25 protein-coding genes and 1 riboswitch are annotated in these 24,058 nt (G+C 29.3%); of the genes, 19 read left to right on the top strand and 6 right to left on the bottom strand.

Annotated elements, in window-relative coordinates:
- Positions 1–136: 136 nt before the first annotated feature.
- The 8 genes from KEC93_RS18850 (at position 137) to KEC93_RS18815 (ending at position 7,095) form a co-directional block, all read left to right on the top strand.
- Positions 137–718 carry a flavodoxin family protein gene (locus tag KEC93_RS18850; protein ID WP_077869725.1) on the top strand — a complete coding sequence of 194 codons (582 nt, stop codon included), beginning with the start codon at positions 137–139 and terminating at the stop codon, positions 716–718.
- 189 nt (positions 719–907) lie between these two features.
- Entirely contained in the window at positions 908–2,143 is a 1,236-nt protein-coding gene (locus KEC93_RS18845; RefSeq protein WP_077869718.1) for an MFS transporter, read from the top strand.
- 784 nt (positions 2,144–2,927) lie between these two features.
- On the top strand, positions 2,928–3,134 hold the full coding sequence (locus KEC93_RS18840; RefSeq protein WP_012059900.1) for a helix-turn-helix domain-containing protein: 207 nt from the start codon (positions 2,928–2,930) through the stop codon (positions 3,132–3,134).
- A gap of 94 nt (positions 3,135–3,228) precedes the next feature.
- On the top strand, positions 3,229–3,417 hold the full coding sequence (locus KEC93_RS18835; RefSeq protein ID WP_017213046.1) for a DUF1540 domain-containing protein: 189 nt from the start codon (positions 3,229–3,231) through the stop codon (positions 3,415–3,417).
- A 47-nt stretch (positions 3,418–3,464) separates the two neighbouring features.
- Positions 3,465–4,253: a phage replication initiator YdaU family protein gene (locus KEC93_RS18830; RefSeq protein WP_077869719.1), complete on the top strand. Its 789-nt coding sequence runs from the start codon at positions 3,465–3,467 to the stop codon at positions 4,251–4,253.
- A complete protein-coding gene (locus KEC93_RS18825) occupies positions 4,144–4,926 on the top strand; it encodes an ATP-binding protein (protein WP_077869720.1) in 783 nt (260 codons plus the stop codon). Before KEC93_RS18830 ends, KEC93_RS18825 begins: the two co-directional genes overlap by 110 nt.
- Positions 4,927–4,930: 4 nt before the next feature.
- A complete protein-coding gene (locus tag KEC93_RS18820) occupies positions 4,931–5,587 on the top strand; it encodes a hypothetical protein (RefSeq protein ID WP_077869721.1) in 657 nt (218 codons plus the stop codon).
- Between the two features lie 1,094 nt (positions 5,588–6,681).
- Positions 6,682–7,095 carry a hypothetical protein gene (locus KEC93_RS18815; RefSeq protein ID WP_023975178.1) on the top strand — a complete coding sequence of 138 codons (414 nt, stop codon included), beginning with the start codon at positions 6,682–6,684 and terminating at the stop codon, positions 7,093–7,095.
- A 219-nt stretch (positions 7,096–7,314) separates the two neighbouring features.
- On the opposite strand, the gene KEC93_RS18810 is transcribed toward KEC93_RS18815, so the two are convergent.
- Both KEC93_RS18810 and KEC93_RS18805 read right to left on the bottom strand, forming a co-directional pair.
- Complete coding sequence (locus KEC93_RS18810) at positions 7,315–8,250, bottom strand: zf-HC2 domain-containing protein (protein ID WP_077869722.1); 936 nt, start codon at positions 8,248–8,250, stop codon at positions 7,315–7,317.
- Positions 8,247–8,747 carry an RNA polymerase sigma factor gene (locus tag KEC93_RS18805; RefSeq protein ID WP_077869723.1) on the bottom strand — a complete coding sequence of 167 codons (501 nt, stop codon included), beginning with the start codon at positions 8,745–8,747 and terminating at the stop codon, positions 8,247–8,249. The genes KEC93_RS18810 and KEC93_RS18805 overlap by 4 nt, the downstream gene beginning before the upstream one ends.
- A 442-nt stretch (positions 8,748–9,189) precedes the next feature.
- Between KEC93_RS18805 and KEC93_RS18800 the strand changes: the two genes are divergently transcribed.
- The 3 genes from KEC93_RS18800 (at position 9,190) to KEC93_RS18790 (ending at position 11,393) form a co-directional block, all read left to right on the top strand.
- Positions 9,190–9,975, top strand: a complete 786-nt coding sequence (locus KEC93_RS18800) for a GH25 family lysozyme (protein WP_023975173.1) — start codon at positions 9,190–9,192, stop codon at positions 9,973–9,975.
- 359 nt (positions 9,976–10,334) lie between these two features.
- On the top strand, positions 10,335–10,808 hold the full coding sequence (locus KEC93_RS18795; RefSeq protein WP_077868774.1) for a hypothetical protein: 474 nt from the start codon (positions 10,335–10,337) through the stop codon (positions 10,806–10,808).
- Between the two features lie 51 nt (positions 10,809–10,859).
- Positions 10,860–11,393, top strand: coding sequence for a YcxB family protein (locus KEC93_RS18790; RefSeq protein WP_017210184.1), 534 nt, complete (start codon positions 10,860–10,862; stop codon positions 11,391–11,393).
- 61 nt (positions 11,394–11,454) lie between these two features.
- Here KEC93_RS18790 and KEC93_RS18785 read toward each other — a convergent pair whose 3' ends face one another.
- The gene (locus tag KEC93_RS18785; RefSeq protein ID WP_238892880.1) at positions 11,455–13,590 is read right to left on the bottom strand and encodes a glycoside hydrolase domain-containing protein; all 2,136 of its coding nucleotides are present in this window, start codon (positions 13,588–13,590) and stop codon (positions 11,455–11,457) included.
- Between the two features lie 308 nt (positions 13,591–13,898).
- Between KEC93_RS18785 and KEC93_RS18780 the strand changes: the two genes are divergently transcribed.
- Together KEC93_RS18780 and KEC93_RS18775 are read left to right on the top strand one after the other, a co-directional pair.
- Positions 13,899–14,741: an aldo/keto reductase gene (locus KEC93_RS18780; protein ID WP_077868776.1), complete on the top strand. Its 843-nt coding sequence runs from the start codon at positions 13,899–13,901 to the stop codon at positions 14,739–14,741.
- A 497-nt stretch (positions 14,742–15,238) separates the two neighbouring features.
- Complete coding sequence (locus KEC93_RS18775) at positions 15,239–15,526, top strand: hypothetical protein (protein WP_012059888.1); 288 nt, start codon at positions 15,239–15,241, stop codon at positions 15,524–15,526.
- Between the two features lie 171 nt (positions 15,527–15,697).
- On the opposite strand, the gene KEC93_RS18770 is transcribed toward KEC93_RS18775, so the two are convergent.
- On the bottom strand, positions 15,698–16,132 hold the full coding sequence (locus KEC93_RS18770; RefSeq protein ID WP_023974599.1) for a DUF3021 family protein: 435 nt from the start codon (positions 16,130–16,132) through the stop codon (positions 15,698–15,700).
- Between the two features lie 16 nt (positions 16,133–16,148).
- Complete coding sequence (locus tag KEC93_RS18765) at positions 16,149–16,586, bottom strand: LytTR family DNA-binding domain-containing protein (protein WP_041898677.1); 438 nt, start codon at positions 16,584–16,586, stop codon at positions 16,149–16,151.
- A gap of 364 nt (positions 16,587–16,950) precedes the next feature.
- Here KEC93_RS18765 and KEC93_RS18760 point away from each other — a divergent pair, with 364 nt between their 5' ends.
- The 5 genes from KEC93_RS18760 to KEC93_RS18740 all read left to right on the top strand — a co-directional run bounded on the left by KEC93_RS18760 (position 16,951) and on the right by KEC93_RS18740 (position 21,271).
- Entirely contained in the window at positions 16,951–17,679 is a 729-nt protein-coding gene (locus KEC93_RS18760) for a hypothetical protein (RefSeq protein WP_077868777.1), read from the top strand.
- A gap of 39 nt (positions 17,680–17,718) precedes the next feature.
- Positions 17,719–18,309, top strand: coding sequence for a sugar O-acetyltransferase (locus KEC93_RS18755; RefSeq protein ID WP_077868778.1), 591 nt, complete (start codon positions 17,719–17,721; stop codon positions 18,307–18,309).
- Positions 18,310–18,866: 557 nt separating this feature from the next.
- Positions 18,867–19,892: a DUF1835 domain-containing protein gene (locus KEC93_RS18750; RefSeq protein ID WP_077868779.1), complete on the top strand. Its 1,026-nt coding sequence runs from the start codon at positions 18,867–18,869 to the stop codon at positions 19,890–19,892.
- Between the two features lie 286 nt (positions 19,893–20,178).
- Positions 20,179–20,505, top strand: a complete 327-nt coding sequence (locus KEC93_RS18745) for a DUF7677 family protein (protein ID WP_012059880.1) — start codon at positions 20,179–20,181, stop codon at positions 20,503–20,505.
- 616 nt (positions 20,506–21,121) lie between these two features.
- Complete coding sequence (locus tag KEC93_RS18740) at positions 21,122–21,271, top strand: hypothetical protein (protein ID WP_012059879.1); 150 nt, start codon at positions 21,122–21,124, stop codon at positions 21,269–21,271.
- Positions 21,272–21,632: 361 nt separating this feature from the next.
- On the opposite strand, the gene KEC93_RS18735 is transcribed toward KEC93_RS18740, so the two are convergent.
- Entirely contained in the window at positions 21,633–21,791 is a 159-nt protein-coding gene (locus KEC93_RS18735; RefSeq protein WP_023974593.1) for a DUF1540 domain-containing protein, read from the bottom strand.
- Between the two features lie 562 nt (positions 21,792–22,353).
- Positions 22,354–22,523: riboswitch (cobalamin riboswitch) on the top strand.
- Positions 22,524–23,054: 531 nt separating this feature from the next.
- Between KEC93_RS18735 and cbiQ the strand changes: the two genes are divergently transcribed.
- Positions 23,055–23,963, top strand: a complete 909-nt coding sequence (gene cbiQ / locus KEC93_RS18730; RefSeq protein WP_172462694.1) for a cobalt ECF transporter T component CbiQ — start codon at positions 23,055–23,057, stop codon at positions 23,961–23,963.
- Positions 23,964–24,058 lie beyond the last annotated feature (95 nt).

Here is a 24,058-nt window from a genome sequence, read left to right as displayed (position 1 = left end):
GGTAAACAAAATGATGTTAAGATGATTTTGTTGAGAGGTAAACAAAAAAGTATCTGCTACGAAAGGAGAATTTAAAATGAAATCAGAAAGTACAAAACAAATTATAGATATAAAAGATATGCAAGGAGGAAAAAGTATGAATGTAATCGGAATTAGTGCTAGTTCACGAAAAGAAGGGAATACTGCCTGGATAGTAAATAAAATACTCGAAGGTGCGAAAGAACAAGGTATTGAAACTCAATACTTTGATTTTAATAATCTTGATATCAAACCATGTCAAGGATGTTGGGCCTGCCATAAAGGTGATCAGGGGTGTGTTATCAAAGATGATATGCAAAAACTTAATGATGCAATTGACCGTGCAAATGTCATTGTTTTTGGTTCGCCGATTTATATGATGCAGATGAGTGCTCAAGGAAAGATCATCATTGACAGGATGTTTGCACGATTTTCTCCACGATACTCTCCATATTTCAAGGAAGAAAATGCAGCTGAAAAAAGACTAATTCTTACGTTTAATCAGGGAAATCCAGATCCAGAACTGTTCAAGTCGTATATTGATTATACTAAACACATGTTTGAGCTGCTTGAATTTGATGTTAAAGAGGTACCTGTTGTTACTGGTTTGAGAAATGGACCAGTTAATGAAAGAGAAGATCTTAACATTATGTTAAAGGATATAGGCTCAACAATTGTTTCTCAAGGGTCAAAGAAGTAATAGATATATTAGTTGCTTTTGCTCATTCCTCAATTTTGGAGGGATGGTCAAAAATCCTAAGTTATTACACGGTAATAATAGTTATTAATGAGACAAAATAGCAACTACTAACAGGATGATTCACTCATTTTATATCAATCCAACTTCATAAATTTTTCCTAAATAACAAATATTGATAGGAGGGTTTAAATGTCCAAATTTAAATCAAATAATGAACAAAGTTCAGAACAAATTATAGATAAACACGCTTTAATATTCGGTCTTATATCTGTATTTCTTTGTGGAATAGGCTTTACGATCATAGCACCAGTCGTTCCATTTTTAGTTCAGCCTTATACAAGTAATCCAGGAGAGCAAGCTATAGTTGTTACACTTCTTACATCTGTTTATGCAGTTTGTGTGTTTTTAGCAGCTCCAGGACTTGGCGCTTTGAGCGACAGATATGGACGTCGTCCAGTACTCTTAGTATGTCTCTTGGGTTCAGCAATCGGGTACGTAGTCTTTGGTATAGGAGGAGCCTTATGGATACTATTTGCCGGGCGTATAATAGATGGTATAACAGGTGGTACCATAAGCACTATTTTTGCATATTTTGCAGACATAATTCCTAGTAATCAGAGAACTAAATACTTTGGATGGGTGAGCGCTATTGTAGGCGTAGGTACTGTCATTGGTCCAACTCTAGGTGGATTACTTGCTAAGTTTGGTTATTCTGTGCCAATGTATTTTGGGGCAATAATAACTTTACTAAATGTTGTTTATGGAATCTTTTTTATGCCTGAGAGTCTTCACAATGAAGATAGACTAGAGAAGATCACTTTCGTGAGACTAAATCCATTTACACAGCTTGCAATCATACTTTCTATGAAAAGCATAAAGATGTTACTTATATCAGGATTCTTACTTTGGATACCAAACGGATCTCTGCAAGCAGTTTTTTCACAATTTACAATAGATACTTTTAGCTGGGAGCCTACAGTAATCGGACTCATGTTTTCAATTATGGGCTTTCAAGATATCATTTCACAGAGCCTTATAATGCCAAAGCTTTTACTAAAGCTTAATGATAAACAAATAGCGATCCTCGGCATGGGTTCGGAGATTATGGGATATGCTTTTATTGCTCTATCGGCTTTGTTATCATTTTATCCTCTATTTATCATTGGAATGTTTATATTTGGTTTTGGTGATTCAATATTTGGGCCTTCATTTAATGGGATGCTTTCCAAGTCTGTGGATTCCAGTGAACAAGGAAGGATTCAAGGAGGCAGTCAATCTATTCAGGCTTTAGCAAGAATGATTGGACCTATCATTGGTGGACAAATCTATGTATCACTTGGTCATTCAGCACCTGCTTTTATGGGGATACTCCTTATAGCATTGGCAATACCAGTTTTATATAATAGAACCCATGTAAATATATAAAATATATATGTTGCAAAAATAATTCTTCATCATAATTCTAAAAATATTACAAGAATTTTATCTGTAATTGTGAATTGTGAAATGTGCATTGTGAATTGTAACATATATACATACTTTATTCTCAGGCGAGTATCAATTTTCATTTTGGATTGTAAGGAATATAAAAATGATAAAAAGTCCATGTCGCCTGAGATTTTGGTATAAGGCAAGGAGATGAATTGCCCTCATATTATATAGAATCTGACAGCTTACATTAAATATGTAGGCTGTTTTTTTTAGAAATTTATATTCCAATAAAATCTATGGATGAGGTACTCCTTGAGTGTATAACTTAAAAAAGGTTGATTGACTAGTTTTTGTATTTTAAAAAGAATAAAAAAGAAATCTACACCTATGAAAAGAGCGCGAAGCACAATACGGAACTTAAATATATTTGCCTGCGATTTTGTTCTTTGCTTCAAGAGTATAAAATTTTTGAATTTTAAAAGACAATTATATAAATGGTTAAGTGGAAGAGGTTTGTAAAAATAAATATGATTAAAGAATTAATAAGGGCTAGAGAATATCTAACCCTTATTAATTTTACATATTTATCATATATACTGATAAATTAATTAGGAAGATTAAGGGAAAAAGAGAAAATATAAGCATAACTGATATAATTGATAAAAATATCATTATTGACGATAGAAACGGATTTTTGTTTTATCGGAAAAACTGATAAAATATAAGTATAGTAAGACAGACAAGCAGTTGAGAAAGTCGATTGAATGGGGGAGAATATATGAAATTAACACCAATAAGATTAAGGAGATTAAACTCTGGTCTTGATAGTGAGGAGGTTATAGAAGCATTAAAAATAAGTAAAAGTACATTTTATAAGTTAGAGCAAGGATGGACAAGGCCATCGCCTGCACTGATAAAAAGACTTGCAGATATTTATAAATGCTCAACAGATGACATATTTAGAGATTTAAAGATAACAGGGTAGATAATAAAAGATTCATCAAAATTTATGAGTGCATTATAAGAGGTGAAAAACAAAAGTTATCGAGATAGATATTTTATGTCAGGGGGAATTCAAATTGTTAATTAAGTGTAACTGGAGAACCTGTAAAAATTATAAAGATGGAGTATGCAGAGCAGATTCTATTGAATTAAAGAGCTTTGATTACGAAGAAGATAATGAAGAGTTAGAAGGTTTAAAATGTGCCACATATGAATATGATTCCTTTTGGATGTGCGATAAGGGAAGAGAAGTAGATGTAAGATGATATATAAAAAAATACGAAAGCTATAAGATGGTATAGGAGTTGATAAGATGAGCGAGGGCTGGTTTAAGATTCATAGAGTTTTATTTGAAAAGGCTATTTGGTTAAATTCAACTTTAGAGCAGAAGGTTATATTGATTACGATTCTAAGTATGGCAAATCATGAAAAAAGGGAGTGGGAATGGAAAGGAACAAAGTTTAAAGCAGAAGCAGGTCAATTTGTAACTTCATTAGAGGGAATAGTTAATAAAAGTGGTGATGGTATATCACTTCAAAATGTAAGAACTGCCCTTAAGAAATTTGAAAGATATGATTTTTTAACACAAGAGGTAACAAAGACTGGAAGACTTATAAAGATAGTAAACTGGGAACTTTACCAAGGAAAGCAAGATAAAAATAGCAGGCATTCTAACAGTGAATTAACAAGTATCTCACAAACAGCTGACAAAGAGGTAACAACTAACAAGAATAATAAAAATTATAAGAATTATAAGAATACTATATTTATAGAAGAGTTCACTAAAAATAAGCTTCTAATTGAAAGTATATCAGAATTTATAAAAATGAGAGAAAGAATTAAAAAGCCAGTAACAGATAAAGCACTAAAAATATTGCTAAATAAATTAAAAGATTTATCTCAAGATGAGGAGATACAAATTAAAATTTTAGAAAACAGCATAGAGAATTGTTGGCAGGGATTATATCCATTGAAGGAGGAAACGCATATTTATGGAGGCACTTCAAAGAATATTAGATCAAGTGAGAGAAAATTCAATATCAAAATCCCAGAACGGAAACCAAAAGCAAGTGCAGGCTGCACAAGAGACAGGCCATTTTAAATGTGAAAAATGCAAGGATACAGGTTATATTATAAAAGCTCAATTTCATGCACAGCCACTGATGACACCATGTTCGTGTTTAGAGATTGAAAATGTCAAAAGGTTATGGAAAAATAGTGGGATAAACCCAGAAAATTTAGAAAAGACCTTTAGTAATTTTGAAGAATGGTCAAGAACTTCTAAAAAAATGAAATTTATTGCAACAGAGTATTACATGAGTTTTGATGAGATAAGATCAAATAGGAAAAATTCAATTTTACTTTGTGGTAATCCAGGAAGCGGAAAGACTCATATTGCCTTAGCTCTTGCAAATAACTTTTTGAAAAATAATATAAAAGTTGTTTACATGCCTTATAGAGATGTAATTACAAGCCTTAAACAAAATATCCTAGATAAAGAATATTATAAAAAGACCTTAAGCAAATATCAAACCTGCGAAATTCTATTAATTGATGATTTATATAAAGGAAAAGTTAATGAAACAGACATAAATATAATGTTTGAACTGATAAATTATAGGTATTTTAATCACTTGCCAGTTATTGTTTCAAGTGAGTTCACAGTTGAAAGACTGCTAAATTTTGATGAAGCAATAGGAAGCAGAATATATGAAATGACCAAGGATTTTATAGTTGAAATTCAAGGCACGGAAAATAATTATAGACTGAGGTGAGAATATGTCAAATATACACTGGTGCATATGCTTAAAAAGCAGCAATATGCCAGGAAAAATAATTTTTAAAAAACATGCTGAATTTGGGGATAAGATAAATAAAATCTTAGAGAATAAAAGTGCTGAGTTAATGGGGGAAGAGGTTTTGAAAAATGAATATAGCGGTGCAAATGGAACCAAAGATTTAGAGTGTGAAAAAGATTTTGCATTCATAAAGGAAGTTAATGATTTAGATTATGAAAATAATGAAATAAGCAAAAATAGTGAAGGTACCAAGAGTAAAGTTTTAATTAATAAAGTTGAGGGGAGAAATAATATGGATTCAAAAGGAATTATACAAAGATTAAATACATGCATCATAGCATTAAACAGGAGCAATACACAGTTAAAAACTTTGGGGCTTAAAAAGGCTCAAGCAGAGAAAGAATATAAAGTAAAACAGGCTGAGGAAATATTAAAACTTAGGGAAGATAAATATCCAGCTACCTTAATAATGGAATTAGTCAAAGGAAATAAAGATGTAGCAGAATTAAGACTTCAAAGAGATGTAGCAGAAAATGCTTATTTTACATGCTTAGATGGAATAGATAATTTAAGAATAGAAATAGAATTGATAAAGAATAAATTAAAATGGCTTAGAGCTGAACTTAATAGTCTATAAAAGAGACTTACATGGTGATTTTATTTATTAATGTTTAGGTTAGATGCAAACTTCATAAAAGTAGAAGATGATAAATAGTTTTATTTATAGATAATCCAACTAACACCTGAATTTATGCATATAACTCGCCGAAATGAATAACATACTTTTGTTCCAGTTTCTGGGTAATTATAATGGGGGATTCTAAGGCTATAAAGTTGCACCCAAAGTGCTAGCCTCAAAGAACAAGCTTTGAACTAGCACATTTGGAACAACTTATAGCCAAAGAATCACATCCATCAAAATTACCAATGAAACATTCCACAAAAGTATATTACTCATTTCTAGTTGGGATATATTTCATAGCATAAATCTAACTTATAATTGTGTTATCTATAAATCATAGTGTGAATATAAAACTTGATTAAATTGAGATCTATTTTGTGGAGATGTATAAGGAAACTTTGAAAGATTAGTAAGTAAGAAGGCTAATGAGTAAGGAGGAGTGATATATATGAATATCACTCTGCAAACAAGGAATTGGGAATGATTACAATTAAATCATAACATATAAATGCATCATTGTAATGGTTTTTAATAACCAAAATTGTGGCATCATTCCCCATTTCTCTTGAGCTAAATTAATCTAGCCATATATGTTGAAATAATATAGTGTTCAAAATCAAATTTATATAAGTATCAGCCGAAATTGAATACATATTTGTTCTATAGGACTATGAAAATTTCGCTGAAATGTTCTAAATGAAAGGTTGCGCTTATTACTGCATGTTCCCACCTTCAATGTGACAAGCAGTAAGTGGAACAACCTCCCATTAAGAATCTAAGCAGTTTTATTTTCGAATGCCTGAATTCATATCATGAACTTTGAGGTTACAAACATGTACCAAATTTCTGTGTTTATGATATATATATTGCAAAAATAATTCTTCAGCATAATTCTAAAAATATTAAAAGAATTTTAGCTGTAATTGTGAATCGTGAAATGTGCAGTGTGAATTGCAACATATATATATCAAATTTTCAATGTGGAGACTTATTATATACAAAATGGATTTTAATTATTTTTAGAAATTTAGAAACTAGGGGTGGTTAATATGAACAGTACAATAGATAAAGTAAGAAGATATAGAGAGATTTTAGCAGACATACAAGATATAGAAATAAGAGTTCAGGAGCTTGAGGAAGAAATCATAGGAATAAGTGGAATAGAGATGGGAGAAAGAACAGGAAAAACTTATAAGATTACTTCAAGTGTGGAGCAGCAAGCAGAAAAGTTAATGGAAAGAAAAGAAGATTTATATAAGGAGCAAGCAAATAAGAAAAGAGAATTAAAAAGGATAGAAAATGCGCTTACTATATTGACAGAAGAAGAAAGCGACATTATAAAAATTGTTCATATAGAACATAGAAAATATTATGTCGTTCAGGAAAAATTAAAGCTATCTTATCAAAGGATAAAACAGCTAGAAAAGCAGGCAGCTACTAAGATGGAAAAGTATATATCATAATGATTTTGGGAAAAGGTATTTCCTCGGAAATATTTGTTGTAAAATTGAAAACTTCAAGGGGAATGTGGCTTGTGAATCGCAACATATATAATAATATTATAATCAATAGTCATATTCATGTATATAAAATACCCAAAATAGAGTCTACAGCATTTTACTGTAGACTCTTTGATTTTTCGAAGATCTTATTTCCTAAACTAACTATTAATGATAAGCTTATTACTTCTTTTCAATTATTGCAGTATATTTTAGTTCTTTTTTCTCATCATTAAATTCAAAATTTAATTTTAAGTTAGGGGGATAAGTGTAGCCAGACAAATATATTTCATATTTATTAGCTTCAATTTCATTCATTGTTGAATTTTTTTCAATTATTTGTTTATAGTATTCATAAGATTCTTCTGGCAATGACCAAGAAGCTGAAATTCTACTTGTTGTTTCAAATAAACCGTTATATTTTCTGTAGAAATAGTCTATATTTTCAGCATCATCTGGCACTTTTTCAGGGAAAAAATTCTTATAAATGGCTTCATATTTACGCATATCATTACCAACATGTAAGTAATTATTAGGTGAATTTGTAAATGAATCTAATGGAGGAGTTACAAAAACTAACATAAATCCACTAGCCAAACTTAACATGATAGAAATTAATAAAGCTAAAACATTTAATATAATTTTCCATCCGTATGATTTAATATAATTCGTCTTACTTAAAATAATTTTTCCTAAGATACTGCAAAGTAAAGGAAGCATAAACATAATAAATAAGATACTATATGTTTTAAGCCCTAAACTTCCAAAATAGAATCTTGGATATTCTAAATCATAACCTATTTTAATAGAAAGATATCCAACAATTATCCCTAATATATTAAGACCAATAATAACAGTATATATAACTTTAAATATTTTTTTTATGGTCTCAAATCGTATATTCTTTTTAGCATTCAGTAATAAATCTTTCTCTTGGAGATTAGCATAAGTGTCACTATAATCATAACTTTTGGCCTCAACATTTTCTGTAGACTCTTTGAAAAGTTTTCTACACTGTGCACAATCATGTAAATGCTCTTCTACAAGAAGTTTGCTTTCGGGACTGCATGTATTATCGATGTATGCAGGTAACAAGTCCATAATTACTTCACATTTCATATTTTCATCTCCTTTAGGCTTTTTTGTAACATTAGTTTTGCACGATGAAATGTAACTCTTGCCCAGGTTTCATTTTTACCATATTTTTTACCTATCTCTTTATAACTTAATTCTAAATATGTCCTACTAAAGAATACGGTTTTGTAAGGATCACACATTTGCATAACTATTTTTAAAATATAACTTAATTCATCTTTTTTAACAAAATCATCTTCTAAAAGATTTTCTGTATTAAACTCCATTTTTTGTATGTTTTCAATATCAATTATTTTAGATGTCTTTTTTAAATAATCAAAATATAAGTTTTTTCCTATTTGACACAGCCAAACAATCAATTTACTTTTTCCTTTAAAACTTTCAATTTTATTAAATGCCTTTACAAAAGTCTCTTGTGTTAAGTCTTCTGCTAAATCATAGTCTTTAGTTAATTTTAGTAAGAACTTAAATACATTCTTAACATATAATTCATATATTATTTCAAAATCTGTTTTTTTCATCTGCCTCCCCTTTTACAATATAAATCTTAAAATGGTTATTCAAAGATTTAGGTAGATTTTTAGTACTTATATATATGACTATTAAAAAAAGATTTCGTTACAAAAAAATTAAAAATTATTATTACTTTAAATATATCATTAGAATTATATCGGTAAAACAATTTATAAATAACCAGCATTAAATAAATAGATTATTCACTTGGAGCAAAATAAAATTAATAGAAAAATTTTAGAAATCCTAAATAATATCTATAAAAAATTAATATTGAAATCATCTATAATAGTAGATGAACTAAAAACATTTACGGAAATGATATTATCCCTTCATACTGTCAAGTTTATTATTTTAACTGACTATTATAAAGGGAGCATATCAAAAAGTAGGTGTTTTTATTATATAAAAATAACTAATAAAAGAGGTGTAGTAGAAAGGATGGTATATATGAAAGGCATAGACGTAAGTAATCATAATGGAAGCATAAATTTTGGACAGGTGAAAGATTCAGGAATAGAAGCTGTTTACATTAAAGCTACAGAAGGTACAACATTCAAAGATCGATGTTTAGAGGTTAATTATTCCAATGCACATTGCGAAGGATTAAAAACAGGATTTTATCATTTCTTGGTTGGGACTAGCGAGCCAGAAACTCAGGCTAATAGTTTCTATAATGCTATAAAGGATAAAGCAAATGATCTAATTCCAATGTTAGATGTAGAAAGTAATTTTGATGGATTAATGGACTTTGTATTAAGATTTATTGCTAAATTTAAAGAGATATCAAATATGCAAATTGGTATTTATACTTATACTAGTTTTACAGATAACTTGGATGATAGAATTGCTGGTTATCCACTATGGGAGGCGAATTATAATAATAATCCATGGAAATTAAATTCTAATTTCTTTGCTAATAGAGTGGGCCACCAATATTCTGAAACAGGATGTGTAAATGGTATAGATACTGATTGCGATATGAATGAGTTTAATGATGGAATAATAAATAAAACTAATGGATATGTAAGAACCAATTATCTTCCAATTGGATATAGAGGTGATGGAAGTTTTGCTGGAGTTGACATGGAATATGTGCAAGAATATTTTGAAGATATTCGTATCTATGCTAATTCAAATGAAAAGGGAATTTGGGTTGAAACTCAAAATTTGCCTATGAGCAAATGTTTGGAATTAAAAGATACGTTAGGATGTTGGTTTTATGAAATAAAATAGTTTAAAGGGCATGAGAGTAATCTTGTGCCCTCTATTTTTTTGCACTTTTCTGATATGTCCTTAGTAAAAGGATCGTAGAGAGCTATGATATAAGCAGTTTATGTGGTGGTTTGAAATATATGTTATAATAATTATTATATGGAATAGAAATTTGGTTCAGATAGTAATTAATATTACTAATTATAGATTTTTATACTGGAGGGAAGTAGTTGAATGAGAGTAAAATATGGAAAGTGATTTTTTATTCAATGGGTATTATAAGTGTAATTGTTTTGGGGTTATACATATATGCTATGTCTACATTTTCTGAATCATTTTCATAGATATAAAAATGAAATTAATAGGGGTGGGAGTATAATATGAAAAGAGTTTTGCTTTTAATCTTTACTACCATAATTATGTTTCAATTTTTGATTGCATGCTCGACAAATAAAAATGTAGCATTTAAAGAATTTTATTCTAATGTAATTGGGTTTAGTAAAACTGATGAAGAACAAGCTATTCAGCAAGATACGATTCTAATGTTGACTAATGAAGAGTTTCAAAGGTTTAAAGATAAATATTTTACACCAAGAGAAATTCCAATGAAATCACCTGATAAAGAAATGGCAATTTTATACTTACAAATACCTTCCGTAAATAGTTCAGTACAAGGATATAGAGTTGAAAGTATAAATGTAGGCAATGATACTTTAACAGTAAACCTAAAACAATCATCAGTTGCACAAGTTGATGGAATAGAAGGTTTTGATGGTACATGGAAATGGGTTATATTAGTTCAAGTAGATAAAGCTAATTTAAAAGATAATATGAAGATTGTTTTAAATAAATAAATTTAATCTAATACTTTTAAGATTAGAATAAGCCACAAAATAGGAGGTATTATGGAGATAGAGTTTAAAATTTCAAAGGATGAATTAATAGCTTTTAATATGAAGTATATTGTTAACACAAAAACTTACAAACAGCAAATTCGTGCATATGCTGTACTTGCTTTTTTTATACTGCTTGGATTGATGATTTTACTTAGAAGTACCTTATACACTGTAACTATTATTATTATGTACATTATATTCTTCTTTTTTAGAAAAAAAATATTTAACAGATCATTAAGAAGAAGATTTCTAAGAATATATGGAACAAATAAATTAACAGATACATTTGAGACAACGCATTTAAAATTTATAGAAAAAGGAATAAAAACTAATACTAGATTTTCAGAGAAAATTCATAATTGGAACTCCATAAAAGGTTTGTATTTATTAGAACAATATATTTTTATACCTACAATGAATGGTGAAAGTTTAGTAATACCTATATTGTCGTTCTATTCAATGGACGATAAGAATTTATTTTTAGATACTATTATTAAGAATACAAATTTAGAGTTAAAATATAGTTATCCTGATTCGGTTTAGTTTTAAATTCTATAAAACCTCCTCAATTTTGAGGAGGTTTTTGATATTTTATAAAGTAAAGTTATGCAATTGCAATGACTGCCGAAATTGCTTCAATTGCTTCTGAAAAAGCAGATATAATTGCAGCACCTAAAGCTGTTTCAGGAAGTGCAAGTAATATAGCAGCAACAACTGCAATGCATATTATGACACCTATAGCGGGATTTTCTTTAACAAAATCAACTACGCTGCTTGCAGCAAGTTTAAGATCTTCAAGCAATTTATCTTTATCTACTCTAAATTCAATTGATAAAGTTTCTGAAAGAGAAAATGTATCATGTTCAGGCACGTTAAATGAATTTTCAAGCTCAATCTTTAAACTAGTACCATTAGTTGATGTTTTAATTGATAGTTCCATATCTTTGGCTTTTGCAAGAATTGTTGACAATTCAATGTTATCTTTATTTAAAGATGCTTTAAGATTATCAAGAGGCGTTTGTATATCGGCACCATCAAATTCACCACCTTTAAATTTTATAACTTTTGAGTCATCTCCTAAGGCAGCTTTTACTGCTGCTCCTATAGCGATTTTAACAAATGCATTATTAAATATTTCTATTTCTGCATCAGGGGTTGAGAATTCAACGCCAAATAGTTTGGCAAAACTGTTATCATTAAGTGCTCCTAAGATATCGACTGGAACTACGCTATTAACACCTGGATTCTTTCCAGAAGAAATATTATTATCAATTTCAATATCTGCATTGCCATGTAAAGTAACGGTTGAAATTTGGTCAAATGCCCAATCTTTTGGAAGTGGATATCCAAGATTTCCACTAAAGCCAGTAGACATATCACATACGAAACTACTGCAAGAATAACCGGCATTTTGCACTCTGCTGCATACATTTCTAGGTGCATATATACCTATTTTATAGATGGAATTTGCGTTAGTGAATTTTTCGCTTATTGCTTTAAAATAAGGTAATACATTAGATGTTACATCAGAATCTAGTGCATCAAAATCAACAGCAAAATATATTATTGTATCTTTAGTAAAACCTAATTGGGCTGCAGCAAATATAGCTGAGTCTGCATCGAAGACACCTTGCTCATATGAAAAATAACTTAATTTGTATCCTCCAACTTCAAAGATTGGAATAACTCTTAATCCATTATCAAATATAATTTTTAATTCAGATGAGGTCATTCTAAATTTTCCAGTAAGATATCTGCCAACTACTTCATATTTATTAGATTTAAGAGTAGCCGCAATTGCGTCTGTAATAGTAGTTGAACAATCGCAGGCAGTACCTTTTCTAGTGTTATCTCCAGTACTTACAAGCAGTGATGCAAAGGTTTGGCTTCCAGCAATTCCATCAGCATTTAAGCCGCAAAAACTTTGGAACTTTGTAACTGCATTTTTAACTCCATTTCCATAACCACCATCAAATCCATTAGGATCAAATTCTTTACCGTTACAATATAAAGCAAACTGTAGTAAATATATAAATTTAGTTTTAGTACTTCCTAATGATAAAACAGGACATTTACTTTTAGTTGAAGGTCCAAATACTCCATTTGGTGTAGAAATGCCTTCCTCAATCTGCAGAGCATAAATTAAGGCTTTATTAGTAGAACGGTCATAAATTCCATTGCATGGTACTAAGCCTATATCTATACTAAAAGAAGTATTTGAAATATAATTTTTGTTTAAGTATTGTTGAATAGTACGTATTTTTTGATCACATTTGTCCTTATATTCACCATAAGTAAGCATTTGAAAAGCATCCATAGATAATAAAGCTTTCATTAAAATACTATCAACAACACCATTTGCATTAGATAATCCAGCATCAGTTTGAAGTTGTTTTATAGCAGCTTCTGTATTTGTACCAAATGTACCAGTAAATCCGCCGGGGTTATATCCTTTGCAGAATAATGCTCCTTGGAGAATAAATATTTTATGCTGATAAGATATAATAGCGGATTCAGACCAGTCATTTTGTGGCTGAGAGTCAATTGATAAATTTTCAAATGCACTTCTTGTTGCGGGGCCAAAGCTTCCGTTAGGGGTAGATATACCAAGTTCAATCTGCAGAGCAGTTGTTAGTGCTGTTATTGTTGTCCAGCCAGTAGCCCCATCCTCAGGAATTATTTTGTAATTAGAATTATCCTTGTAAATTCCATTTAACCATTGTTGGGTTTTTAATACCATTTGATCCAAGTGAATCACTCCTTTATTTTTGTTTTCATAATATATAAGAGAATAATTTAATAATATGTAAACCTAAAATTAAAGAAATATTTTTATTATGCTAGCAGTACCAAAAATAAAATCTACATGGATATTAGAAATATAGATATAAAATAATCTCAATGGCGTGAAAATAATTTTATGCTCTCCATTTTTTTGTAAAGAATCAAAGATATGCTATAATAAAGTAAACGTTAAAATAAAGATACAATACAAGCTGTTATTAAATTTTATGAGAATATTGTAAACTTAAAGGAGATTGATAATTTATGGTAGAGAACATTACAGAATATTCATTAAATGATGGGCTTAAAGTGCCAAGCATTGGTTTTGGGACATACAGTCTAAATGGTATAGACGGAGCTAATAGCATAAAAGAGGCAATTGATTTAGGGTATAGATTAATTGATTCAGCATTTAATTATGAAAATGAAGGTGCAGTTGGAGAAGCAGTAAGGAAATGCTCTGTTTCAAGAGAAAAGCTTATAATTACTTCTAAATTACCTGGTCGTCATCACTCATATAAAGAAGCTATTAATACAGTTGAAGAGTCATTATTTAGGGCTGGATTAGATTATTATGATTTATATCTTATTCATTGGCCTAATCCAAGAATTAATTTATATGTTGAAGCTTGGCAGGCAATGATTGAATTAAAGAAAAGAGGCTTAATTAGATCAATAGGTGTTTGCAATTTCATGCCAGAACATTTACAGACTTTAATAAAAGAAACTGGCGTAGCTCCTAGTATTAATCAAATTGAGCTTCATCCTTATTTTAATCAAGAAGAACAACGTGCTTGTAACAAAGAACATGGTATACTTACAGAATCTTGGAGCCCTCTTGGAAGAGGTAATAGTATGCTACAAGATGAGAAAATTGCTGGAATTGCTGAAACACATAAAAAATCTATTTCACAAGTAATTTTACGTTGGCATATACAATTAGGGGCTATTCCACTTCCAAAAGCATCATCAAAAGAGCATCAATTAGATAATCTAAATATTTTTGATTTCGAATTATCAGAAGATGAAATGAAAATCATTTCTGGACTTTCTCGTGAAGAGGGTCGTACAACTAATCAAGATCCTAGAGTTTATGAAGAATTCTAATAAAATAAGTAGTAGAAAGTAATAGCTGCAGAAATAGGTACAACTGTTGTTCTTGCTCCATTCTAATAAAATAAGCGGTAGAAAGGAACAACCTGACTACTGCTTATTTTTATGTTTATATATATTACTTCTCATGATAAAACTTAGTAAAGCAGTAGAGAGGAAGGTCCTAACTACTGCTTTTGTCTTTTAGGAAACACAATGTTCTATATCATACATTAGTATGAGATTAAGAATTAATAATGAAAATATATCCACTCCATTAGTATATTATCCGGCAATAAAAATGTGATAAAAATTAGTAAGATAATTGATATTTTCATTATTTCTTTTATAGCAAATCATAAATTAATACATAGTATGGAATTGTAGAGAGATTCTTATGTACCATAACTTAATGATAGTGTAACTATGCTATGAAGAAATAGATATAAAAATAAATTTACACTGTTAAATATAAATGTTTAATTTTATTATTCATTACGGAGGAGAAAAAGATGAGTAACAAAGAGTGCTGTGATTGTGATGATCTTGGAATAATGTATACTATTAATTGCGAAGGAACTCTTAGCGACGATGCCGAGTGCTGTCCAAGAATGGATTACCCTGGAAAAGATGCATTGGAAGATGCGTATAATCAAGGACGTAATAAAGGGTATTGTGATGGTGTGGAAGCTGGACGTGAAGATGGATACTGTAAAGGATACGAGCAGGGAGCAAGGGAAGCATGCGAAAACACAAAGCAAAAAGCTTTAGATTGTGTAAGAAATATTAATTGTCGTTAATTGTTAAAAGAATATTTATTGTTTAGTAAATTTACTGAATAACAAAAATAAGAGATAGCAGAAAATCATGTGAATGATAATAAGGCTATCTCTTTATTTATTGAAAATAGGAAACGTATTTTAATTATTAGCATAATTTTTAAATAATATACATGAATAATAAAAATATTATTAATCTTTTTCGCTTTTGTATTGAATTAATTTTTTATTTATAAGCTTTGCTTCCCTTTCGCCATTTATGCTCATCATAGTATAAACTAAAAATTTTACTATAACTAATGCAAAGATATATGCTAGAAGTAAATTAATATTCATAACCTTACCTGGGCTAAAAAACAACAGCCATAATAAAATCATTAATTCTGAGAGAGTTAAGAAAACATTAAAAGTAATTAGTCGAACTTTTTTATTAATATCGTTTTTGTTTATAAAAGCCAATTTGAAAAATACGTACGCCAATGAGAATAACATAATTTGAAAAAGTTGTGAAGTTTCAATTGTTTCCTTTGAATAAATCGCTGAAATCGTTGTAATAAGGATCATTAGGAATCCGCTAGATATAAAGAAATCTTTTAAAGAATTTTTTAAATAACCAATAAATTTCATAGTATAACCTCCTTATTTATAATCCTAATTTTTTCTTAAATACAGGAACATATTGTCTTGAAATGAATATCTTTTCTCCATTTTGTAGTAATGCTTCAAATTTGCCATAGAAAATTGGGCTAACAGATTCTATTTTAGAAATATTAATAATTGTTGACTTTGATGCTCTAAAAAAATCACTGTTCTCATATTCAGACTCAATTTCGTAGAGCTTAAGTCTTGATTGGAAAATTTTTTGCTTACAGTAGATGAAGACTTTATTATCTACAGATTCAAAATAAAATACATCTTTAGGATTGATAATATGCATTTGTAAATCTGTAAATCCAATAAGCTTTTTTGAAGATGATTTGAGAGAATAAATTAATTGTAGTAATGATTCGTCAGGCTCGTTACATTTTATTATTATTTCTGGTTCCGATCCAGCAGGGATATTTTCAATAATAATTTTCATTTCCACGTCCCTCCTTGCTTTATATTTATAGTATATGTCAGCAAATTTCACTATTCAATAGATTTGAAGTGAGATGCAAAGCTAGCTTTGTAAGTTGTATTTTTAGATTGATAGGTTGAAAAATATGCTAATCAAAAGAGAAATCACTTTGGTAAATTAATCATTATAGGATGTATTTCACAAAAAATAATATATGTTATAATTTACTTAAGATGGGAAGTAAGGCTATATTATGAAATTTGAGAGATAATAAGATTTAGAGTTATTTGGATTTTAATAATGAAATTAGTACAATCTTAGAATTGTTAAGATTTATTATTAAAATATAATCAAGATTGTTTCAATAAATGGAGGGGATTTTATTATGAATACTGAAAACTATACTTATGTGGCAAGCTGTGCTTTTACAAGAGAAGAACCAGAACTTAGCGCAAAAATTCAAGACTATTTAAAACAGAGATTTGATATGCCTATTATAAGGTGCTGTGTTCGAAACTATAAGGTAGAGGAATTTACGGCTGATATGCCGGAATGGATGCAGCCACGTTGGAGATCTACTCCACATTATAAGGAGTTTTCTGAGGATAGTACAATGGTATATGTTTGTCATAATTGTGCTGCTATTTTTCAGGAAACCATGAAGGAAGTAAAGAGGATTTCACTTTGGGAACTTATTTTGAATGATGAAGAATTTAAGTTCCCAGATTATTCACATGAAAAAATGACATTACAAGATTGTTGGCGTTCTTATGATAACCGTTCAGAGCAAGATGCTGTCCGTGGGTTATTGAAGAAAATGAATGTAGATATTGTGGAGCAAGATGAGAACTATGAAAGAACACAGTTCTGCGGAGTATCTTTGCATGCACCAGCGCCAAAACGAAATTTGAAGTTGGCACCAAAACGATTTGTTGAAAATGCAGATGGAAAATTTATTCCTACAACAAGTGAAGAGCAAGAGAAGTTGATGCGTGAACATTGCCAAAATATTACTACTGATAAAGTGGTCGCTTACTGTCATTATTGTGTCAAGGGACTTAAGATCGGTGGGAAGCAAGCAAAGCATTTAGCTAGCTTGCTATTTGATAATTAAGAATATTAAAAAAATCCTAAAGTATGGTTGGAGGGTATTATGAATTTAGAAGAACAGAGACAATTAATTTTATCTGGTAAAATGTATAATGATTTAACGACAGAATTGATTGAGGCAAGAGAAAAAACTGTATTTCTTACAAATGAATATAATAATAGTTTTGGTAAGCCTCAGCATGAAAGAGAAGAAATATTAAAAAGGTTACTGAAAGGTATTGGAAGAGGAGTTCACTTTGAACCAACATTTCGATGTGAATTTGGTTTTAATATTACAATTGGAGATAATTTTTATGCCAATTTCGATTGCGTGATGTTAGATGGTGGAGGGATAAACATAGGGGATAATGTTTTATTCGGTCCAAGAGTTGGAATTTATACATCTAATCATGCAACGTATGCAAAAGAACGAGTGGCAGGAGGTTGTTATGCAAAACCTGTAAACATAGGAAGTAATGTATGGATTGGAGCAGGCGTTAATATAAATCAAGGGGTAACAATTGGAGATAATACAATTATAGGATCTGGTAGCGTTGTTACAAAAAGCATTCCAGCCAATGTAATTGCTGCGGGTGTACCATGTAAAGTAATTAGAGAAATTACAGAAGAGGACAAGACAGGATTTGAAATATGAAAAAACAAGTGATTTGATATATATTCTATCAGGTGTTATTGGTGCGCTAGGAATTTTATTCAATATATATCTTTTATCGAAAGAAAAATTTAGAAAAAATGAGTGAGGATTATAAATAAGAAATAGTATAATTCATCATAGCTCATGTGATATAAAGAATTAATTTTGAAGCAAAATATTTTAATTGATATTAAGTTTTTAGGAAGAGAATATTCTAATATTCTTTACCATATTTATTCTCGAGAATATATATTCTTTAGAATATTACCAGAGAAGAATATATATTCTTCAGAATATGCTTGAAAAATGCGGGTTTGAAGCTAGTGGAATGGATATTAAAAGATGGTGAATAGCGTGGGATGTTATTGGGCTTAACACAGTTTTATGTTCTCATCAAAAATAAATTATATATGTTGTAAGTGAACTTTGTATATTTTTATTTTAATTAAGAATTTGACCTGATAGGAATAATAACATTACCTATTAGGATTTTAAATGTAAGTTTATTATTACAACACATATATTTAAAATTAATATTGAATTATTAGAGGTGGAGTATGGAGAGTATTATACATATATGCTTTTCGCAATCAGCGGGAGGCAGTTTGAAACATGCTGTTAAAAAGAAAAAATTATTTGAAGGGAAAAAAGTTATAGTGTTTCCTGACGATATTTCCATTGGAATAATCCAAAATGGCATAAACTTAAGTGAGAGATTAAAGTGGGTAGATAGTATTAATAAAGAGGATGAAAGAATTCGTTTGGAAGAAATTGATTATCTTAAAAGAGCTTATAAGCAATTTTATAAGGAAATTTCAAATATTAAGGATACAGATGTAATTTATCTATGGTATGGGGAATGCTGTAGTGATATATGTGGAATGATGTATGCTTTAGAATTATTGAAGAATAAAATAGAGAATATTTATTTTATAAATGTTTCGGAGAAGATTTATGAGGGCAACAGTATCATATATACATATAGAGCGGTAGCAGAAATTATTACTGAGAAGCTAAAAGAATTTATAAAAATAAGAAGGAAAATTGAATATAAAGAATATCATGATTTAATTAATCAGTGGGAATCATTAAAAGATAATAATTCAATACTTCGTATTTTTAAGGATGGCAAGGTACAAGCTGTAAGTGAAGATTATTTTGATATAAATATATTGAAGTATACAGAAAATGAATTTAGAAAATGTACAAGAATTGTTGGAAGTGTAATGGGATATAGTGAAGAGAAAATTTCTGATGACTATATATTTTGGAGGATAGGAGAACTCACTAAGTCTGGAATGTTAGAATACAAAGGGAAATTTGGGATAATGAGAGAAATGGAAGTTAAAATAACACAAAAGGGAATTGAATATATGAGCACTGATTCAGAAGCAATATCATTTTGGAGAAGTAAAGAGACTGAAAAACAATTTGAAAGAGATAAAATAAATGAAGCTAAAAATAAGGGGAGAATGGAAGAAAGAATAAACATAGCTAAAAAGCTTATGTATATTTTAGATGTAGAAGTCATAGCAGAAAAAACAGGTTTAACAGTAATGCAGGTTAAAAATTTAATAAATTGAAATAAAACTCAAAGAATATATTAATTATCAAGTAAAGAAACAATGTATATTATAATTTATTTATAGAGGTTATAGGGTTCATCAATGAGAGTCGAACTTATGTGGATATAAGCCGAAATTGAATACAACTGGATGATTAGAACCTTCAGCGATAGTTTCATAGCTTTTCGGAATCAAAATATTTATGATTTCGGTAAGTTATCACATAAATGTAGTTTTGAATTTGGATATCTATATATAAACAATGAATATATGAATTGATCATGTATAAAGAGGAGGTATTGGTTTGAAAAAATTAAGTCATTCATTTAGTGGAGCATTAAGAACTTTTTCATTTTGGATTGCAAATGGAACTGTAGGTTATCCGTTGTTAGAGGGGATTGATTATTCGTGTATATTTGAAGAACCAAGTGCTATGGAACAAGCATATGCAATCTTTGCTAACGTAATTGAAATGGATGATGAAGGTAATGTGCTAAATGCAAAATATGCCGAGAAGAGAGCTGCGCAATTTATAAGAAGTTATGTTGACGAAAATTATGTAGTAGATCCACCTTTAGAAGGATGGGAAGTACAACTCTATTGTTGTGATAGCAAATTAAATGATATGTAATGGGCGTTACTTAGATATAAATATAATATTGTAGTGAGTAGACGTAGTTTGTATCTGCTGATCTTGCATACATTTTACTTATAAATTCTATTTTCTATTTACAAAAGCAGTAGTCAGGAGGTCACCAACTACTGCTTTTTTATATTAAAAAATAAACATGAAAGGTGATAATATTTTCTGTTTATTTCTTTTAAGAAATAATGTGCATTGAGAAAATGTCAATTATATTAATTAATATATTGTAGAACAAGAGAAATGTTACAAAATAGAAAAGATAATAAATTAATATAGGAAGCTTAATTTATTGTGGCAGTATATGTAATTAACAAATCTATGTTTGATAAGTTTTTTACGAGGAGGGATTATACATGATATATAATCCCTTAGGTATATATGATACAAAAGATATTCAGCTATTATAAGTATATTAAGCAGGCCTAAAAAAAGAACAAAAGACAGTAAACTATTAATTAATTTACTGTCTTTAGGCAACCTGCCAAGCTATAAAAGATTAGCATTTATAGCATTAGCAAATTTCCAGTATTTATACTATGGATTATTTTGGATTCATGTAATATAATATCTCATAATAACATCAAGGTGGTGATTTTATTTTATGAAAGATGTAACTATAGATACAATCAAAGATACAATAAGAGATCTTCCAGAAGAAGAACAAGAAATAATACTACACTTGACAGAGATATTTGAAGGAGAAGAATATACTATTAATGAATATGTTAAGAAAGAATTGATTGATAGATAATATAGAACTTTTTATAGTAGTATGATAAAATAATATAAATCCATTGCAAAAGAAAAAATTATATATAAGGAATGCAGTCATTGAGTTGGCTGCATTTTATTTTTAAATGGGCCATAAGAAATGGTAATTAATACGTATTATTTTGCATAATTGAACACGATGATTTTTATATTAAAAATACTATTAAGAAATGCAAATTAAGATAAATTAGGAAGGAATATTGAGAATATCTCTATTATTTAGTAAAGAAATAGAGATAGCATAGCGCCAAGGAATGCTATCTCTATTTTCAGTAAGAATTTAATAATAATATTATTTTCTTAGGTTAAAAAGAATCTGTAGTTAAAATATAGATTCTTTATTAGTGTAATTCGAAAGACTGACAATCAGTACATTCTACACTTTTTGGACTAGATTCATGAGTACCTACTTTAATTTTGTCTAAAGTGCAGTAATCGTCTTCTTTACAATGATATTTGCAATCTGCTACAGAACATCCAATGCTTTCGTTATGTTTCATATTAATCACTCCTTAATGTTATTTCTATAATATTATTTGATAAAATTTTTATTTTATACTTTATATATAAGATGCATATTCAAACATTTTCTGAATATTATGGCTTTTGAGGTTATAAAAAAATATATATTTCTGGTATAAGTGTATACAGAAGTTTAACAATATAGATATCCAATTTGAGAATTATACTTATAGCTTAAAAAATCTGCTATATCAGAAAGGACAGGTACTCTTTTGTGCAGTGTTACATTAGAGAATATGTTGCAGGCATTTCTTCATCATAAGTTGTTCCATTTTTGCTTGTCACGAGCTTGTCTCGGGAGCATGCTGAAATGGTGCAACTTATGCTGTTAGAAAGCCTCAACTTATTCTCAGTAACCGAAACAACAGAGCACCTGTCCTTTCGGTAAGTTATTGGATAAGTCTAAGTTTTGTTTTGGATATATATACAGTAGAGAATTGAATTGATTTTTTTAACTAAAAATGTTATGGTTATGAATATAAATGCAAATTAGAAAAATTTTATAAATAAAATGTAGGTTTAATTAAAATCAATTTAATTGAATTTTTAAAATGATTTTTAATTAATTAAAAGGGAATTAGGTGAAATTCCTAAACTATCCCGTAGCTGTATTAGAGGAGTTTAAATACATTGGATGCCACTTAAAAATAGGGAAGGCGTATTTAAATGATGATTCTTAAGTCAGAAGACCTGCCTATGTTTTGCACCAAAGGGCACATTAAAGAAAATAACAAGTCTAAGATGCAATGCATATTTTTATCTTTCGTCAGATGACAAGATAGATGCATCTTATAGAGGAGTATTATGTGCATGTGGCGATAAAGTATGATAGTAAATAAGCTATTATATCGAATTGTTATCTTTTTAATGTGACTAAACTCTACGAGTGATAGAGGGGGCGTTTTAATGAAAATTTATTTACATATTTTATATGAATAAATATGTTTTGTTATTATGTCTTTTTAACACTTTTGTTAGAAGGACTTTTTATTTTGCAGAAAAATATATGAAGATTACAGACAAGTTATAATAAATTACATATTATGCCATAGTACGCATATATAACTAGCAAACTTTAATTGTTAATTTGTACATAAGTAAATATGTATATTGCAAAAATAATTCTTCATCATAATTATAAAAGTATTGCAAGAATTTTAGCTGTAATTGTAAATTGTGAAATGTGCATTGTGCATTGTGAATTGCAACATATATAGATAGAAAATCAAAGGAGATGAGATATGGAAAAAATAATTATTTTATGCGCTGTGTTTTCGGCGGCTATCTTCTTATTAGTATTTATATGGAAACATCAAAATATGAATGATAATAGGAAGCGAGTTCATAAACATAATCATAAAATTGGACATAAACATGGAGAAGGATATTCAATTGATTTTTATGCATATGCTTCAAAGATTAGACATTGGAATGCTGAATTTAAAGTGTATTTATCAGTTTTGACGCTTGTTCTTTGCATTGTATTTAACAATCCATATGTATCTGCTACCGTGATAATTGCAATGGCTTATCTTACAGTTATTAAAGGGAAAATTCCGGCAGCTGAATACCTGTCAATATTGGCAATTCCAATTACTTTTATTTTACTTAGCACTTTTACCATTGCTATTGATTTTTCAAAGCAGGCAATAGGGCAGTGCAATTTATATCTTGGGTTTGGCTATGTTTTTACTTCAACTGTTCAGCTTAAGAAAATGGTGTTTTTAATTTTGAAGATTTTTGCAGCTATAAGTGCTCTGCAGATGATGACCTTATCGACTCCAACTTCTGAGATTATTTATGTACTTAGAAAGGCACATGTGCCAAAACTTATTGTAGAATTAATGAGTCTTATTTATCGCTATATATTTATCTTAATGGATGTATTTACAAAAATGAAAAACTCTGCAAAGTCACGTCAAGGTTATTGTGATTTTAAAACTTCATGCTATACATTTGGGAGCATTGCAAGTAATATGCTTATTATTTCACTTAGGAAAGCAAATGCTTATTATGATGCAATGGAATCACGATGTTATGATGGGGACCTTGTATTTTTAGAGGAAGATAAAAATGTAGAAGTTATGCAGATTGTCTTAGCAGTAGTATTCATAATGTTTTTGGTTTTAATTTGGTATTTTACAAGGTAAGGCACATTCAAAAAATAATAAATCCACTTGCATCCTTGCCTAGCTCAAAGAAAAATATACACATTAAAAAAGGTAGCTATGCTACACATAAGATC

The organism is Clostridium beijerinckii, assembly GCF_018223745.1.
GTDB classification, from domain to species: domain Bacteria; phylum Bacillota; class Clostridia; order Clostridiales; family Clostridiaceae; genus Clostridium; species Clostridium beijerinckii.
The sequence above is the reverse complement of the archived record's forward strand: the minus strand, read 5'-3'. Positions and strand labels throughout refer to the sequence as shown.

Coding starts and splice junctions, on each gene's coding strand:
- KEC93_RS18845 (WP_077869718.1), top strand. CDS start 908: ATGTCCAAATTTAAATCAAATAATGAACAAAGTTCAGAACAAATTATA.
- KEC93_RS18810 (WP_077869722.1), bottom strand. CDS start 8,250: ATGAAATGTGAAGTAATTATGGACTTGTTACCTGCATACATCGATAAT.
- KEC93_RS18850 (WP_077869725.1), top strand. CDS start 137: ATGAATGTAATCGGAATTAGTGCTAGTTCACGAAAAGAAGGGAATACT.
- KEC93_RS18825 (WP_077869720.1), top strand. CDS start 4,144: ATGGAGGCACTTCAAAGAATATTAGATCAAGTGAGAGAAAATTCAATA.
- KEC93_RS18830 (WP_077869719.1), top strand. CDS start 3,465: ATGAGCGAGGGCTGGTTTAAGATTCATAGAGTTTTATTTGAAAAGGCT.
- KEC93_RS18740 (WP_012059879.1), top strand. CDS start 21,122: ATGAAAGATGTAACTATAGATACAATCAAAGATACAATAAGAGATCTT.
- cbiQ (WP_172462694.1), top strand. CDS start 23,055: ATGGAAAAAATAATTATTTTATGCGCTGTGTTTTCGGCGGCTATCTTC.
- KEC93_RS18790 (WP_017210184.1), top strand. CDS start 10,860: ATGGAGATAGAGTTTAAAATTTCAAAGGATGAATTAATAGCTTTTAAT.
- KEC93_RS18780 (WP_077868776.1), top strand. CDS start 13,899: ATGGTAGAGAACATTACAGAATATTCATTAAATGATGGGCTTAAAGTG.
- KEC93_RS18815 (WP_023975178.1), top strand. CDS start 6,682: ATGAACAGTACAATAGATAAAGTAAGAAGATATAGAGAGATTTTAGCA.
- KEC93_RS18750 (WP_077868779.1), top strand. CDS start 18,867: ATGGAGAGTATTATACATATATGCTTTTCGCAATCAGCGGGAGGCAGT.
- KEC93_RS18795 (WP_077868774.1), top strand. CDS start 10,335: ATGAAAAGAGTTTTGCTTTTAATCTTTACTACCATAATTATGTTTCAA.
- KEC93_RS18775 (WP_012059888.1), top strand. CDS start 15,239: ATGAGTAACAAAGAGTGCTGTGATTGTGATGATCTTGGAATAATGTAT.
- KEC93_RS18805 (WP_077869723.1), bottom strand. CDS start 8,747: ATGAAAAAAACAGATTTTGAAATAATATATGAATTATATGTTAAGAAT.
- KEC93_RS18760 (WP_077868777.1), top strand. CDS start 16,951: ATGAATACTGAAAACTATACTTATGTGGCAAGCTGTGCTTTTACAAGA.
- KEC93_RS18800 (WP_023975173.1), top strand. CDS start 9,190: ATGAAAGGCATAGACGTAAGTAATCATAATGGAAGCATAAATTTTGGA.
- KEC93_RS18820 (WP_077869721.1), top strand. CDS start 4,931: ATGTCAAATATACACTGGTGCATATGCTTAAAAAGCAGCAATATGCCA.
- KEC93_RS18755 (WP_077868778.1), top strand. CDS start 17,719: ATGAATTTAGAAGAACAGAGACAATTAATTTTATCTGGTAAAATGTAT.
- KEC93_RS18840 (WP_012059900.1), top strand. CDS start 2,928: ATGAAATTAACACCAATAAGATTAAGGAGATTAAACTCTGGTCTTGAT.
- KEC93_RS18770 (WP_023974599.1), bottom strand. CDS start 16,132: ATGAAATTTATTGGTTATTTAAAAAATTCTTTAAAAGATTTCTTTATA.
- KEC93_RS18785 (WP_238892880.1), bottom strand. CDS start 13,590: ATGGTATTAAAAACCCAACAATGGTTAAATGGAATTTACAAGGATAAT.
- KEC93_RS18735 (WP_023974593.1), bottom strand. CDS start 21,791: ATGAAACATAACGAAAGCATTGGATGTTCTGTAGCAGATTGCAAATAT.
- KEC93_RS18765 (WP_041898677.1), bottom strand. CDS start 16,586: ATGAAAATTATTATTGAAAATATCCCTGCTGGATCGGAACCAGAAATA.